This is a genomic window from Bacillus horti (genome assembly GCF_030813115.1).
GTDB classification, from domain to species: domain Bacteria; phylum Bacillota; class Bacilli; order Caldalkalibacillales; family JCM-10596; genus Bacillus_CH; species Bacillus_CH horti.
This window is the reverse complement of the sequence record NZ_JAUSTY010000013.1, coordinates 25527-40930: the sequence shown is the minus strand read 5'-3', so window position 1 is coordinate 40930 and position 15404 is coordinate 25527. Positions and strand designations below refer to the sequence as shown.

The 15404-nt window shown below is 40.5% G+C and carries 16 protein-coding genes; 4 read left to right on the top strand and 12 right to left on the bottom strand.

The window, feature by feature from the left end:
- Positions 1-21: 21 nt before the first annotated feature.
- Positions 22-507: a hypothetical protein gene (locus J2S11_RS14910; protein WP_307395865.1), complete on the top strand. Its 486-nt coding sequence runs from the start codon at positions 22-24 to the stop codon at positions 505-507.
- A gap of 120 nt (positions 508-627) precedes the next feature.
- On the opposite strand, the gene ychF is transcribed toward J2S11_RS14910, so the two are convergent.
- Positions 628-1728, bottom strand: a complete 1101-nt coding sequence (gene ychF / locus J2S11_RS14905; RefSeq protein WP_307395863.1) for a redox-regulated ATPase YchF — start codon at positions 1726-1728, stop codon at positions 628-630.
- A 195-nt stretch (positions 1729-1923) separates the two neighbouring features.
- Between ychF and J2S11_RS14900 the strand changes: the two genes are divergently transcribed.
- The gene (locus tag J2S11_RS14900) at positions 1924-2907 is read left to right on the top strand and encodes a quinone oxidoreductase family protein (RefSeq protein ID WP_307395985.1); all 984 of its coding nucleotides are present in this window, start codon (positions 1924-1926) and stop codon (positions 2905-2907) included.
- A gap of 131 nt (positions 2908-3038) precedes the next feature.
- On the top strand, positions 3039-3164 hold the full coding sequence (locus J2S11_RS14895) for a hypothetical protein (protein ID WP_307395861.1): 126 nt from the start codon (positions 3039-3041) through the stop codon (positions 3162-3164).
- Positions 3165-3345: 181 nt separating this feature from the next.
- On the opposite strand, the gene J2S11_RS14890 is transcribed toward J2S11_RS14895, so the two are convergent.
- The 5 genes from J2S11_RS14890 to J2S11_RS14870 form a co-directional block, all read right to left on the bottom strand.
- Positions 3346-3747, bottom strand: coding sequence for a YmaF family protein (locus tag J2S11_RS14890; RefSeq protein ID WP_307395859.1), 402 nt, complete (start codon positions 3745-3747; stop codon positions 3346-3348).
- Between the two features lie 142 nt (positions 3748-3889).
- On the bottom strand, positions 3890-5965 hold the full coding sequence (locus J2S11_RS14885) for a molybdopterin-dependent oxidoreductase (RefSeq protein WP_307395857.1): 2076 nt from the start codon (positions 5963-5965) through the stop codon (positions 3890-3892).
- Between the two features lie 112 nt (positions 5966-6077).
- On the bottom strand, positions 6078-6281 hold the full coding sequence (locus J2S11_RS14880) for a DUF951 domain-containing protein (RefSeq protein WP_307395855.1): 204 nt from the start codon (positions 6279-6281) through the stop codon (positions 6078-6080).
- Between the two features lie 49 nt (positions 6282-6330).
- Entirely contained in the window at positions 6331-7167 is an 837-nt protein-coding gene (locus J2S11_RS14875) for a mechanosensitive ion channel family protein (RefSeq protein WP_307395854.1), read from the bottom strand.
- 100 nt (positions 7168-7267) lie between these two features.
- Positions 7268-8305 (bottom strand): YkvI family membrane protein, encoded by a 1038-nt coding sequence (locus tag J2S11_RS14870; RefSeq protein WP_307395852.1) that lies wholly within the window; start codon positions 8303-8305, stop codon positions 7268-7270.
- A gap of 118 nt (positions 8306-8423) precedes the next feature.
- On the opposite strand from J2S11_RS14870, the gene yyaC reads away from it, so the two are divergent.
- A complete protein-coding gene (yyaC, locus tag J2S11_RS14865) occupies positions 8424-9047 on the top strand; it encodes a spore protease YyaC (RefSeq protein WP_307395850.1) in 624 nt (207 codons plus the stop codon).
- Between the two features lie 89 nt (positions 9048-9136).
- On the opposite strand, the gene J2S11_RS14860 is transcribed toward yyaC, so the two are convergent.
- The 6 genes from J2S11_RS14860 to rsmG form a co-directional block, all read right to left on the bottom strand.
- Complete coding sequence (locus tag J2S11_RS14860) at positions 9137-9844, bottom strand: DUF554 domain-containing protein (RefSeq protein WP_307395849.1); 708 nt, start codon at positions 9842-9844, stop codon at positions 9137-9139.
- Between the two features lie 194 nt (positions 9845-10038).
- On the bottom strand, positions 10039-11199 hold the full coding sequence (locus J2S11_RS14855) for an aminotransferase class V-fold PLP-dependent enzyme (protein WP_307395848.1): 1161 nt from the start codon (positions 11197-11199) through the stop codon (positions 10039-10041).
- A 404-nt stretch (positions 11200-11603) separates the two neighbouring features.
- Entirely contained in the window at positions 11604-12443 is an 840-nt protein-coding gene (locus tag J2S11_RS14850; protein ID WP_307395846.1) for a ParB/RepB/Spo0J family partition protein, read from the bottom strand.
- Positions 12424-13197 (bottom strand): ParA family protein, encoded by a 774-nt coding sequence (locus tag J2S11_RS14845; RefSeq protein ID WP_307395844.1) that lies wholly within the window; start codon positions 13195-13197, stop codon positions 12424-12426. The genes J2S11_RS14850 and J2S11_RS14845 overlap by 20 nt, the downstream gene beginning before the upstream one ends.
- A 296-nt stretch (positions 13198-13493) precedes the next feature.
- On the bottom strand, positions 13494-14342 hold the full coding sequence (gene noc / locus J2S11_RS14840) for a nucleoid occlusion protein (RefSeq protein WP_307395843.1): 849 nt from the start codon (positions 14340-14342) through the stop codon (positions 13494-13496).
- A 345-nt stretch (positions 14343-14687) separates the two neighbouring features.
- Positions 14688-15404: a 16S rRNA (guanine(527)-N(7))-methyltransferase RsmG gene (rsmG, locus tag J2S11_RS14835; RefSeq protein ID WP_307395842.1), complete on the bottom strand. Its 717-nt coding sequence runs from the start codon at positions 15402-15404 to the stop codon at positions 14688-14690.

Here is a 15404-nt window from a genome sequence, read left to right as displayed (position 1 = left end):
AGCTTATATTAGGAGAGTTTTATGCAAAGGAAAACAATATTAGTGTTACTTTCTTTATCTACATTAATAGTACTACTTGTAGTCCTTCTTAGTAAGGATAGTGATAAAAGTCAAATATACCCTAATAGTACTTCTATAGAGAGTAAAATAGAGATAAATGCTGAAAATATTCAATATTTACTATATGATGTCAATAACAAATCTCATCTACTTGTATTAGATGAAAATAATAATGAGATTTTGTCAAGTGTCATTGATAGAAATGAAATATCGAACAGTTTATTCTGGAAATACTCGGAGAGTATACATGGAAAAAATATCGTCCATGCTGTAATTCTAGATAATCAAATAACGCATATTGAAACAGAGGTTGACAGCGTTTACCATACCTATAAAAATAACAAGGACTACAAAGTTTACCTAGGTATATTTGATGTTGATTTGCCTAAACCTATATCCATTAAAGGCTTAGGTACTGATGGAACAGTTTTCTACAATTCTTTTTAGTACCTTTTATGTCACTTTGTAAAGTAAAAAGCTTTCCATCGCCAATTTTATGCGTGATGGAAAGCTTTTGGTTTAAAAGATATAATCAATGGTTAGACAATCAATCTCCATCTCAAATCATCACACATTAAAGCGGAAGTGCATCACATCGCCATCCTTAACGACATAATCCTTTCCTTCTAAACGCAATAAGCCTTTTTCCTTCGCTGCGTTCATAGAGCCCGTTTCCGATAGATCATCATAGTGGACAACCTCAGCACGAATAAATCCACGCTCAAAGTCAGTATGAATCACTCCTGCTGCTTGAGGAGCCTTCATTCCCTTTTTGATCGTCCAAGCACGTACCTCTTGTACACCAGCTGTAAAATACGTATATAAGCCTAGTAGCTTGTACGCCTCACGAATGAGCTGATCCAAGCCAGACTCTTCAATTCCAAGCTCCTGAAGGAACATTTCTTTATCCTCTCCATCGAGCTCAGCAATTTCCGACTCCACCTTCGCGCTAATCACAACCACTCCAGATCCCTCTTGAGCTGCAAACTCCTTAACACGCTTTACATACTCATTGCCTTCTACGTCTGTAATTTCATCCTCACTAACGTTAGCCACATAAAGAACCGGCTTCTGTGTCAATAAATGAAACTCCTTCAGTAGCTTCGCTTCTTCTTCCTCTACTTCAAGACTTCGAGCTGGCTTCTCCTGCTCTAGCACTTCCTGCACACGAACTAAGAGATCATGCTCAGCCTTCACCTTTTTATCTCCTGATTTTAAGCTTTTCTTTACTCTCTCAATCCGCTTTTCCACGGATTCTAAGTCAGCTAGAATAAGCTCTAGGTTAATCGTCTCAATATCTCTAACTGGATCCACACTACCTGATACGTGAGTGATGTTCTCATCCACAAAGCAACGTACCACATGAGCAATCGCATCCACTTCACGAATGTTTGCTAGGAACTTATTCCCTAACCCCTCACCACGACTAGCTCCTTTAACCAAACCTGCAATATCTACAAACTCAAACGCTGTAGGAACAACCTTATTCGGCTTAACAAGCTCTGTCAAACGAACCAAACGCTCATCTGGAACCTCAACAACCCCTACGTTTGGATCAATCGTACAAAACGGATAGTTCGCTGACTCCGCCCCCGCTTGAGTAATCGCATTAAATAATGTTGATTTCCCTACGTTAGGAAGTCCAACAACTCCACATGACATTCCCATTTATCTCACATCCTAATTGTTCTATTGTCGCACTATACCAAAGTATATAACGAAATGGCTTTAGCTTCAATTAGATTAGAATGTTTTCTTGATATTGTTGTTTTCTATGAATAAACTTTGTTATTTTTCTGAATATAGGATATAATCAATATAATGAAACGTGGTTTTACATAACGAAACAAGAAGGTGATTACAATTAAAGCCATTATTGTAGAGCAGTTCGGCTCAACAGAACATATGAAATATGTAGACATTGAAATACCTCCAATAGGTCCAAAACAAGTTTTAATTCGTGTTATGGTAACAAGTGTTAATTTTGCAGATGTTAAAGCAAGATATGGCAATAAGAGACAAGAGAAACTTCCGTTTATTCCTGGCCTTGAGGCGTCTGGTATCGTCGAACAAGTTGGAGATAAAGTAACATCTTTTTTTGTAGGGCAAAGAGTAATGGCGTTTCCTCATAATGGCTCGTATGCAGAGTACATCATTGCTGATGAGAGTTTAACTTTTGCGATTCCAGATCATATTAGCTTTGATGTTGCGGGATCATGTGGCATTGTCTCATTCTTGTCCTACAAGCTGTTTACTGACGTAGCCAAATTACAAGATGGAGACAAGGTTCTCGTTCATTCTGCCTCTGGAGGAGTAGGAACAACAGCTATTCAAGTTGCAAAAGGATTAGGGGCAAAAACGATTATTGGTACTGTAGGCGATGAAACAAAAATTCCTGTAGCCGTAGAAGCTGGAGCAGATCATGTGTTATGCTACACTAATGGAAATTTTTCACTGAAAGTGAATGAATTAACTGATGGTAACGGTGTCAATATTATCTTGGATTCTATTGGTGGGGAAATAACTGAGCAAAGTATGGAGTGTTTAGCTAACTATGGTCGCTTAGTTGTATTCGGAAATTCAAGTGGAAAATATGGAAAGCTTCAAATGGGTGAACTCCATTCAAGCTGTCGTTCTGTTCTTGGGTATAGCTTGGGAACAACAAGGAAAGAACAGCCAGAAGTATTAAAGGATACTTCTTTACAAGTCATGCGTATGTTAGCCAATGGACAAATTAAGATTAAAATAGGTAAAAAATTACCCTTGAAAGACGCTGCACTAGCCCATCAATTAATAGAAAGTAGAAAAAGTATTGGAAAGATTCTATTGTATACGGAAAACTCTTAAACGGTAACATAGGCTGATCGATTCTGAAAGCGACATTCTCGCATTCCTCAGCTTTAATGGCCTATTATTTATACTGCATAATCATTGCTGTTTCCAGACAAACTGTGTACAATAATCTCGAGGTGAAAACAATGAAACGTATCTTTTCCGTAAAAGGTATTATAATCATGGCTGTCGTTGGACTTCTTGCCGTAGCAACCTATTTCTATGGAACGATCATCTATGAAATTGTTGTTAATGATATCATGAACCAATAATCACTCGAAGCACATAGAAGGCAAATAAAACCGATAAAAAAAGGGAGATCCCGAGTCAGCTCATGACCAAGGTCTCCTTTTATAATTATAATGTACTATCTCTGTTATTCCAATTTCCTGCGTTTTATTTCTATCCTATTCATTGTATCCTATTCATTTGTAAAACTCACGATGTTGCTTCCTAAAATTCGTCTGATGTTCTTCCCGAGTAACGATGAGTATGTGGTGTTCGGCCGTTTACCGTCGTCACGCCCTCAAAGTAATGAAAGTGCCCCCCACCAGATAAAGGAACAGCGGGTCCTGTTCTTCCTGTAATAACATGAGTGTGACCATCATCATACGAGGTAGTAGTCTGGTAAGCATGAGTGTGCTGTACACCGCTTGGAGCAGGAGCTGTCGTCCCTACATATCTATGTCTATGACCAACATCAAACGACGTGACTCCTTTAAAGTTGTGGACATGGACTTGTCTGCCATCCCATGAAATTAAGTACATATCATGGGTGTGTTCACCATCCTTCTGCTCACCCGAAGAAACGACTATACCGTATACCGGTCGCTCCTCTACATTTTTCCCCTGCATTGTTCAATCCCCTTTACAAGTATTGGGTAAACGAATACTTTTATTTACCATATGCAGGTTTATTCTTTGGCGGATTCATCACATGCCTATTTTCGAAAAATATGCTTAACACCAGTCTGCTGATCTCTTAAAAAATATCTGACTAACCTAGCTTTCTAATTCCAACCAAGCAATCATACAATGTACTTCCTAAGCCTACGTCAGAAATCGTATTGGGAGTTAGCTGATTAATTGTACCTCCAAACTCCTGCCAGCGTCCTTCATCCACGTTAATGGTCGTTGGATGAGTACCGACAACGATCTTCACTCTCCCTCTAAACACACCCCGATCATTGAATATCTCAATCTGATCGCCATCAGTAAGACCTTCCTGCCTAGCAATATATTCAGAGACTTCAATTCGTGGACTCTGCAGGGCCTGCACAAGATGGAAATGCTGAGAATGTAAAGAACGCTGCGGGTGAATAGAGAGCAACGAGTAAGGATATCGACTAGCAAGCTCTGGCCTACTCCATCTACTTTCCTCTGGAAGCATTAACTGAATCATAGGCTCTCGCTTCTCTTCTTCTAGCTTTATTGAATGGAACTCAAATTTACCAGAAGGCGTTTCAAAACGAAAATCCTTCCAGGGAACAGGTTCAAGCTGAAGCTTCACCGTCGTCTCCTGCTTTAAACGCTCTAACGTAATACCCTGCTCAGCCAGAGAGGGTATCCCCATTTCTAGAAACTCTTCGACTGTATAAGCAAACTCATCTCCGAAGCCTAAGCGCTCAGCGAGCAAAGTCCATATTTCTCTATCAGACTTCGCCTCTCCATAAGGCTCAACAACTTGCTTTCCATACGTGACAAAGCTATGAAACATGGAGGCGTAATAAATATCCTCCTCTTCAAATACCGTTGTACACGGTAGCACATAATCAGCCACCTTCGCCGTATCGGTCATAAACTGATCGATAACCACCTTCGTTTCAATTTGGCTAAACGCTTGATACGTTTTTGACGCATCAGGAACCTGTACAAGTGGATTTCCTCTCGTGACAAATAGCATTTTAATGGACGGATTCCGAGCCTCAAGCACCTCATCTGCCTGAGTCATACGGGTAAACGTTCGTCCTGCCTGCTTTCGCTCAGAGTGAGCCAAAGCGGTCGTATTAAAGCTACGTCCTACCCCTAGATGAGCATAATTGGCTCCTCCACCAGGAATACCGATATTTCCAGAGATCGCTACAAGCGCATCAATAGCCCGAATCGTATTTCCACCGTTGCTGTATCTTTGCAGTCCTAACCCAAGCAAGGTACACGTCGGTCTTCCTACACTAAAGGCATGAACTAATTCATTGATTACTTCCTCTGGGACCTCTGTCCACTCTATCGCTTGATCCAAGGATAGGGGCTCAATCACCTGCTTCAAAAACTCCTCATATCCATGGGTATGATGCTTTAGAAAGTCTTCTGCTTGTAGTCCCTGCTCCACCAGCTTCTTAATGATGATAAGTGCTAATACTCCATCCATCCCTGGACGAACCTTCACATGCTGATCAGCTATACGGGTTATACCAGTCGCTAAGGGATCTATAACAATAAGCTTAGCTCCTCTTTTCTTAGCCTTCTGTATATAGGGATAGAGATGCATATTAGTGGCTGTAACATTTCTGCCCCATACCACAATCGTTTGGCTGTTCTTCAAATCATCTGGATCATGACTATAGGCGCTACCGAAATCGACCATTTGGGCCTCAATGCCTGCCCCCCAGCAAAGACTTCCTACAAGCTCTGTAATGCCTCCATACGCATTAAAGAAGCGCTGGTCTAAATTCTTGAGCAGACCACCATTGGAATAGTCATGGCTATGTAGTACAGCTGTAGAGCCGTACTCCTTCTTCACCTTTTGCATAGCTGTGGCAATCTCATCTAGAGCCTGCTCCCAGGAAATTCTTTCGAACTGACCATCTACCTTCTTTAACGGATACAAGAGGCGGTCAGGATGATTCGCTCGATCAGCAAGCATGACACCCTTGCCACATATTTTACCTTGAGTAATCGGATGAGCAGAGTCTCCCTCTACCTTTTTAACCTTGCCGTCTGCCGTGGTTACCTCAAAGCCACAGACATCCCAGCAGTTTAAAGGACAGGCTGTTTTATGCTTCTGTTGCTTTTGCTGTTTATCAATTTCTGCTTCACTACCTCTACTTCTCTCCGTATGCTGAACAACGCTCATGTCCTTGGCCTCCCATCCCTACACTAAAACCTCAACCTCTACATCTTTCTCTATTCTGTCCTGCCCTTTCTACTAGGAACCTCTTACGTTCCTTGCCTACCGAAAACTAGCTCTACCCTTCCTGCTGCTCCGTCTCTAGTACCTTCTTCAGTCTCTTATCAAAATGGCTGCGCGCCATCATCACACTATGCTCGCATTTTAAGCATTTTATGCGGATGTCCATCCCCATGCGAATAATCTTCCACCTATTTTCCCCACAAGGATGCGGCTTTTTCATTTGTACCACATCATTCAGCTGATACTTTTTCTCCACCATGCTCATCAGGCTCCCCTATCTTCTATCGTCTAGTCCCTTGACCAAACTCCTACTTCATTTCAATCTCTAGCTTCTCGAACTCTTCCTTCAGTTCCCTACGCAGCTTTCTAGTTATGGCCCAATGAGTCATAGGCTGACACTCTAGCGTTAAGCGAATGACCGTACCCGATCCACTCAACTCCTCAACACCCATAATTACAGGCTCGCCAATAACCGCTTCTTCCTTTTCCTTCACATACCTTGCTACGGCCTCAACAACCCCTTCGACTCGGCTGATATCCTCTTTTAAAGGAACACCCACATCAAGCACAGCTACGCCATTTTCTTTTGAGTGATTCGTCACATGAGTGATCGAGCCGTTAGGTATGATATGAATTTTACCAGTCCAATCCTTTATTTTCGTTACCCTTAAGCCAATTTCCTGAACTGTACCCGAGTAACCAGCTGTATCAATATAGTCACCTACAGAAAACTGATCCTCATAAATGATAAAAAATCCAGTGACAACATCCTTTACTAAGCCTTGTGCCCCAAAGCCTATCGCTAACCCAACTACTCCAGCACCTGCCAATAATGGTCCTAAAGCAATATTAAATTCCGCTAAAATCAAGAGAATGGCAATAAAGTAAATCACATTTACCGCAATGTTATTTAAAAGGCTAGATAGTGTCTTAGACCTTTTTTGAGAGAGCTGTACAGGTCCTTTGACACGCTCCCTTAGCATTCGATCAACCGTTTTCTTAAAGATGCCAATACATATTTTTGCCGCTAAATAGATAAGAAAAATTTTGACCGCTACGGAGCCTATATGCAGCCATAGCTCTGGCCTGCTCAGCCATTCATACGTATTGTTCCATAAGTTCTGTAACCCACCGGAATCATTCATTTCTTTGTCCCTCCTGTATTCGATTTTGCTTCGTCTGATTGTATTCTCTGATTGCACGTTTTCTACAATTATGATGTACAGGACTAACTTATTTACCATCTTACCTCATTTTTTCCCTCTTCGCCAACGGATAAAGCAGGATCATCGCGAGGATAAAAAGATTTAATACACCATACAGAGGATAAAGTAGCTTCACCAAATTGGAGAACCCAAAACGTGTCATAGGAATGATGAGAAGCATTAATCCTCCTGCTAATAGCCACTTGGGAAGATATAGCTTTTCGGCTCTAGATATTATCCCAAACACTCCACTGATAGCCGTGGTGTAAATCGCTAGCCATAGTACAAACGACACAAGTAAGGTTAGTTCCACCGAGAAGTACCTCAAAATGGCATATAAAGGAACCTCATAGAACATGATATCGCTGGAGATACGGAGCAGTGTTTCGTTATAAAGCACAGCTACCGCACATAATCCTATTGCACAGGCCACACTAGCAACCTTAATCTCTACAGGTTTAAGTGATCGACCAACGACAGATAAAATAGCGATTAGCGGTAGGATGTTAAAGGCTGTAAAGGTAATGGCCGACGAGAGAATATTTTGCTCAGACAATACGTCTGTTTTTTCCCCATACCCTGCTTCAATAAACATAAGACACACAGCAATAAGAGTCATAATTAAGACAGGAATTAGAATACTATTTAAAGATATGACACCCTCGAACCCTTTTATAAAAGCTAGTAGTACACATACACCGAGAATAGCCACTCCAGCCCAATAGGGAATAGACCAATACTGTAAAGCGGCACCACTACCCGCAAACATAATGACTGTGGTCGAAAGTAAATAAATAAGGATGAAAAAGTCGTACATTTTCCCTAATTTGCTTCCAACTAGCTCCTTTAACACATATGTATAATTATGAGCTTGAATACGCTGACTAATCGTCAGAATAATATAACAGCTTATTGAGAAGAGAAGAATAGAAAGAACCACGTACATACTGCTAGAAGAGCCGTAGGAAGCAAAGAACTCCCAAAGCTCTCTCCCTGAAGCAAATCCTGCACCAATCGTGGTTCCCATGATAAGAAATGCTATTTTTAAGCCATTCCAAAACACCCGGATATTTGGCATGTTCATATCCCCCTTTATCACTTGACGAACTAAGCATGTAGATCCCAATCATTCCGCGTATATTTTCAAAGGGCTTTTCCTATACTGGTAATACTTATCCCATTGAAGGAGGTAGCTTATGGAAAATCAACGAAATACTCTCCCATCTGAACCTATGTTTCGCGACTCCTATCAAAGCACCCAGCTTGTTGAAAGATTGTCCAACTCTCTTTACTCCACTTTATTAAACAAGCACTCTTTTTATGACATTGTCCTGGCCTGTATAGGAACGGATCGATCCACCGGTGACGCGTTAGGTCCACTAATTGGTACGAAGCTAAACGAATTAAAGATGGAGGGGCTGCACGTCTATGGCACTTTAGACCAGCCTGTCCACGCTATGAATTTAGCAGACACCGTTATTGCTATCAAAGAAGAGCATAAATGGCCCTATATTATCGCTATAGATGCTTGTTTAGGAGACTTGAAAAGTGTAGGCATGATTACCTTGGGTCAGGGAGCTCTAAAACCAGGGGCTGGTGTACAGAAAAAACTGCCCGAAATTGGGCAGCTACATCTTACGGGCATTGTGAATGTTGGGGGATTTATGGAATACTTCGTTTTGCAAAACACTCGGTTATCGGTTGTCATGAGTATGGCAGAGAAAATCGCTCAGGCTATCTATCAAGCCTCGGTGAAACTCCAGCAACCAAAAGAACCTCCTAGCAAGGAGGTTGTCCGATACCATATTCAAAGTCAGTGATTCAATGCTCATGTGATAAAGCTGTGTAACTTTGGATCACTGCTGCTTCTCACTTTCGTTTATAAAGACAATCTGATATTTAGAAAAAACTATAACTGTATATAATGATAGATGAGAGTCAGAATAGCAGAGACCAACAAGGCCGGAAGAAGGTTTCCTATTCGTATTTTTACGATCTCTAGCATATTTAAACCGATCGCTACTATGAGGATTCCACCTGTTGCCGTTAGATCAACAATTAGCTTATCAATCAGCTCAGGAGACAGCACATACTGGATAAACGTTGCTCCAAAAGCAATGGCCCCTTGATAGAGAAACACGGGGATAGCGGAGAACATTACACCTATCCCTAATGTAGAAGAAAAAATAATCGCTGTAAATCCATCTAAAAAAGCTTTTGTATAAAGCACATCATGCTCCTGCCTCAAGCCACTATCCAAAGAGCCGACCACAGCCATCGCCCCAATACAGTAAATTAACGTTGTTGTGACAAACGCCTGAGACACATTCCCTTTAAGTCGCTTCCCTGCTTTCCTTTCAATCCACTTACCTGCGCTCTCTAGCCTCTGTTCAATATTCAACCATTCACCAAGAACGCCACCAAGGGCTAAGCTAAAAAGTACAATAAGAATTTCATTCACCTGAAAAGCCATTTGTAGCCCTAACAGAATAATAACAATTCCAATCGCTTTTAAAATCGTTTCCTTCATTTCCTGCTTTAAATTAGAAAATACCTGTCCTAGTATAGCTCCAACTACAATGGCAATTGTGTTGACGATCACACCTGTTAGAATCATCTATGCTACTCCTTCACTTTAACAAGCCCCTGCTTTATCTCAATAGTTATCATTACCTACAGCTATACATTCTACATTCCTATGAATAACGATGAGCTTATAACAATTTATAATTAGTTTTAACAAATCGTAATTGCTTATATGAAATTATTAATTTCCTACAGACCTTAAATTACTTCTTAATCAGAATAACTTTAGACAAAGCCAAGCATCCCATCCCGAATCTCATTTAAGGCAACAATAAGCTGATCTACCTCCTGCTTCGTATTAAATAGACCGAAGCTTATTCTCACAGCGCCTATTTGCTCCGTTTTTATACTTTCATGTCCTAATGGAGAACAATGCAATCCTGCCCTTGTGGCAATCGAATAATGCTGGTCTAGTATATGAGCAAGCTCCTGAGAAGCAATTCCTTCTATATTAAAAGCAATAACGGGTGCCCTCTCCTCACCTAAGCCTGGACCATAGATTTGCACACCTTGAACCTCTGATAGCTGAGTAAGAGCATAGATCGTTAGCTCCTGTTCCTCCTTGAAGATTGTTTCCATTCCCCGCTCTAAAAGAAATTTAACACCAGCACCCAATCCTGCAATTCCTGGTGTATTTAATGTCCCTGACTCATACCTAGCTGGACGTTCCCCGGGTTGTTCCTTTAATTCAGAATGACTGCCTGTCCCACCATGTAGGAGAGGTGTCAAATTCAAGTCTGGAGCTATATATAATGCTCCCGTACCCTGAGGCCCATATAACCCCTTATGTCCCGGAAATGCTAGAAGACTTATCCCAAGCTCATCTACATCAAGGGGAACGAAACCAGCAGATTGAGAAGCATCCACCAGCAAGGGAATATTCTTTTTCCGCGCGATAACACTGATTTCAGCAAGAGGTAAAATCGCTCCAGTCACATTAGAAACATGTGTCACTGCTATTAGTTTTGTATTTTCATCCAAGCTACTTTCTAATTCCTCTAAAGACAAGCTTCCGTTGTCCTGCACCTGTATATAATCTACCTCTACCCCATATTCTTCCCGAATGTATTCGAGCGGTCTTCTTACTGAGTTATGCTCATAGGATGTAGAAATCACTCGATCTCCCGCTTCCCATACAATCCCCTGTATAGCTTGATTCAATGCATGAGTGGCGTTCGAGCAAAAGATCAAATTTCTAGGGTCTTGAATATTAAAAAACTGTGCTAATAATGCACGCGTTTCTCTAATCTTAGCATTAGCTTGTCGGGCTAGCTGATGCCCTCCCCTACCAGGGTTTGCTGCGTATTCATTTATCGCCTGAGCTACCGCTTCTGCCACACCCTCTGGCTTTGGCCATGAAGAAGCAGCATGATCAAAATAGATCACTTTGACTCACCTCGATTATTGTACTGTTGTAATATTAATTAGCCTCCATACCCTTACAACTTTGTATCCTTGCTATCCTCTGTGTCATTACTGACCTTAATATCTTTAATAGCTTAGTCTATTTTCAATATAACTGTTTGTCTTTAATCTTTAATGACTACTAATTCCTACTACGATTTTAAACCTGTTTCGATTCTTCAGTTGCTCTCTTAAAGCCTTCGCTAAAAACATAGATCCATACAGTCTTTCTTATCCAAATCCTTATATGAAACGAATGGAAGAGCTATTTTGTTAGTATAGCAAATAAAAATGAAAAATAGAAAGAATATAGACTCGATATCCTCTCTACTTTTCATTTTTAGATATATTTTCGACTACGCCTCAGGCCTTAGCTTCTAAATCAACTAATGTAAAAGTTTAATAATACGTTCCAGATCCTCATCTGAGAAAAACTCAATCTCAATTTTCCCTTTATTTTCACCCTTTTTGATTTTCACTGAAGTACCTAACGTATCTCGTAGGGCTTCCTCAATATGGGTCAGATGAACATCCTTTTTCTTTTTTACTTTATCCTTTGTTCCACGTGAAACATGTTCTAGCCTTTGCACGATTTCCTCCAGCTGCCTTACACTTAGCTCTTCATCAATACACTTCTTAGCTAGCTGAAGCATAACCTTACGTTCCTTCACACTTAAGAGGGCTCTAGCATGTCCCATAGATAATGTTCCACGTGAAACATAATTTTGAACATTGTCTGGTAGATTTAAAAGGCGCATAAAGTTTGCTACGTGTGAGCGACTCTTGCCTACCTTCTCAGATAGCTCTTCCTGTGTCAATTCAAACTTATCTAAGATCTTTTTATAGGCTACAGCTATTTCCATCGCGTTCAGATCCTCACGTTGAAGATTCTCAATTAAGGCGATCTCCATGACCTGTGCTTCATTAAATTCCTTAACTACTGCAGGAATTGTAGCTAAGCCAGCTTCCTTTGACGCACGGAAGCGACGTTCACCAGCAATGATTTCATAGCCTTTGATGCTTTTCCGGACAATAATGGGCTGAATAACACCGTGTTCTTCAATCGATTTCTTTAATTCCTCAATCGCTTCCGCTTCAAACTCTTTTCGTGGTTGATATGGATTAGGGCGTAAGTCATTGAGTTTAATTTGAATGACTTTTTCTTCATAAGTAACCTCTAATGACGTAAACAGAGCGTCTAAGCCTCTACCTAACCGTTTCGACATTAGCAACCACTTCCTTTGCAAGATCTAAGTAAACCTCTGCCCCTCTTGACTTAGGATCATACGTAATTATCGATTGACCGTGGCTAGGCGCCTCACTAAGCCGAACATTACGGGGAATAACTGTTTTGTACACTTTATCTTGAAAATACTTTTTAACCTCTTCAATGACTTGAATACCTAGATTCGTTCTAGCATCTAGCATCGTGAGCAAGACTCCCTCAATAAGTAACGAGGTATTCAAATGTTTTTGAACTAAACGAACCGTATTAAGTAATTGACTTAGTCCTTCCAAGGCATAGTATTCACATTGAATGGGAATAAGTACTGAATCTGCGGCGGTAAGGGAGTTTATCGTTAAGATGCCTAATGATGGTGGGCAATCAATCAGAATATAGTCATACTCATTTTTTATCGCTTGCATCGCTTTTTTTAAGCGTATCTCTCTCGATATGGTTGGGACTAGCTCTATCTCTGCCCCTGCTAGCTGAATCGTTGCAGGAACAATAGAAAGCCCTTCAATACTTGTCCTTACAATAGCGTCCTTCATATGCACTTCATTAATCAATACATCATAAATACAGTTTTCTACATCTGCTTTATTAATTCCAATCCCACTAGTCGTATTACCCTGTGGATCAATATCAACTAATAAAACCTTCTTGCCAAGTGTAGCCAAGCTTGCACCTAAATTAATGGAAGAAGTTGTTTTGCCCACGCCACCTTTTTGATTTGCTATAGCAATGGTTTTGCCCACGCTTTTCACCTCTTTATCTACTTTTGCTTTCATCATGCTGTCTGTTACATCTCAACGCTGGTAGCTGAAGCAATATCACTGAGTGTGAAGAAGCTTCCTTTTGACTAACGCTCATGTATGGACTTCTCTGTATACATTCGCTCATACCTGTCTGAAACTGTACAGGCTATAAACCTTGAACAGTATTCTTCTCATAAAGCTGATCTACTCATTCGTTTTAGACGACATCTAATATTGAAATATCGTCTATATGATGTATCTTTCTTAATGCTGTCGCTATCTCATATATGCTTAGCTTAATTTTTTTTCGGTATTTTTATTGTTACCTGATAGTAGTCCTGATGGTCCGACTCATCCGTTTCTATTGATAAACCGCTTTGTACAACCATATCAACAGACTGACGAATTGTGTTTAAAGCCAATCTTACATCCTTTGAAAAGGACTTTCTTACCTGCTTCTTCTTTGGCTCTTCGTTCAGCTGATTTATGTACTGCTCAATTCGCTGCTCTGTTTGCTTCACGTTTAGGTCTTTCTCAAGAATTTCATGTAAGAATTTGAGCTGTAGCTCAGGCTCCTTCAATGCAAGTAACGCTCTAGCATGCCGTTCTGTGATAGAACGTGCCTTTAACGCATCATGGCACTCCTCAGGAAGCTGTAGTAGACGAATCTTATTAGCAATAGTCGATTGACCTTTTCCTAGACGCTGTGCAAGACTCTCCTGAGTTAATTGATGAAGCTCCATCAATTTTTGATAAGCTATAGCCTCTTCAATAGAGGTTAGATTCTCGCGCTGCAAATTTTCAATCAATGCGACAGAAGCAGACTGTGAATCATTAAAGTTACGAATGATAGCTGGAATAGTAGGCATGCCAAGCTTGGTAACGGCCCGCCATCTGCGTTCTCCTGCTATAAGCTCATAGCCGCCTCCCTCCATCTCTCGTACAACGATAGGCTGGATAACACCATGCGTTTTAATCGTCTGACAAAGCTCATCAAGCTTTTCATCATTGAACTCTGTTCGAGGCTGGTAGCGATTCGGTATAATCTCTTCAATAGCAATAGATTTTACTTCATCTACTTCCTGCTCTGTTGTATTTAATTGTTTATCCCCTTTACCAAAAAAACGAGTAAATTGTTCTTTCATGGTATGTTCACCTACTCCAAATTACTCAATAGTCCTGAACAGATGGAGGTTCAGCAGCCAGAAATCTCAGCTTTACTCCGTTATCCTCATGACTATTTATATTTTCTATGCAAGACAAACGCACCAAAAGCATCTATGACCGCGCCTTCGATGTGATTCTCTAAGCTGTTAAAGCACCTTTTTGAATGATATCTATTAGATTATTACTATACCATTCTTTATTCTATCATTTTTCTCCTGCAAAAAAAAATAAAATGTTCCACGTGAAACATTTTATTTTTATTAATTCATCCTATTTTAATCATTCGATTGATCGACAACAAGTATACCAGCTATCTATATCCCTTAACTAAGAGGCTGCTTATTAGGGACTCCCACCTTGCGTGGATATTTTTTAGGCGTTTCCTTCCCTTTCTTAATGAGAACAATATGTCGTTCTCCTTCCTCCTCAGGTAAAGAAAACGCATGAGTTTTACTAAGCTGACCACCTAACAAAGAAATAGCCTTATTTGCTTCCTCCGCTTCCTCTAAGCCCTTAGCACCCTTTAAAGCCAGAAATTCTCCACCTTTTTTAGCAAAAGGAAGGCAAAGCTCCGCTAACACAGCTAAACGTGCTACAGCTCTTGCTAAAACTAAATCATAGCTTTGTCGATACTTCACGTTCTGCCCCGCGTCCTCTGCACGTGCATGCACAAATTCAACCTCCTCAAGCTCTAGCTCATTGGCTAGATGCTCTAAAAAGTGAATTCTCTTCTGTAAGGAATCTACTATAGTTACTTTTAAATGAGGGAAGCAAATCTTTAAAGGTAGGCTAGGAAAGCCAGCACCAGCCCCTACATCCATCACCTTCTGCACATCCGTAAAGGAATAGAAGAAAGCAGGACTTATTGAATCATAGAAGTGCTTTAAATAAACACCATCCACATCAGTAATCGATGTTAAGTTCATTTTTTCATTCCACTCAACGAGCAGCTCGAAATAACGTTCAAACTGGTTCTTTTGCTTTTCAGCTAATGTAATCCCATGCTTCTCCAAAGCTAGACAAAATTCTACCTGTTTCAT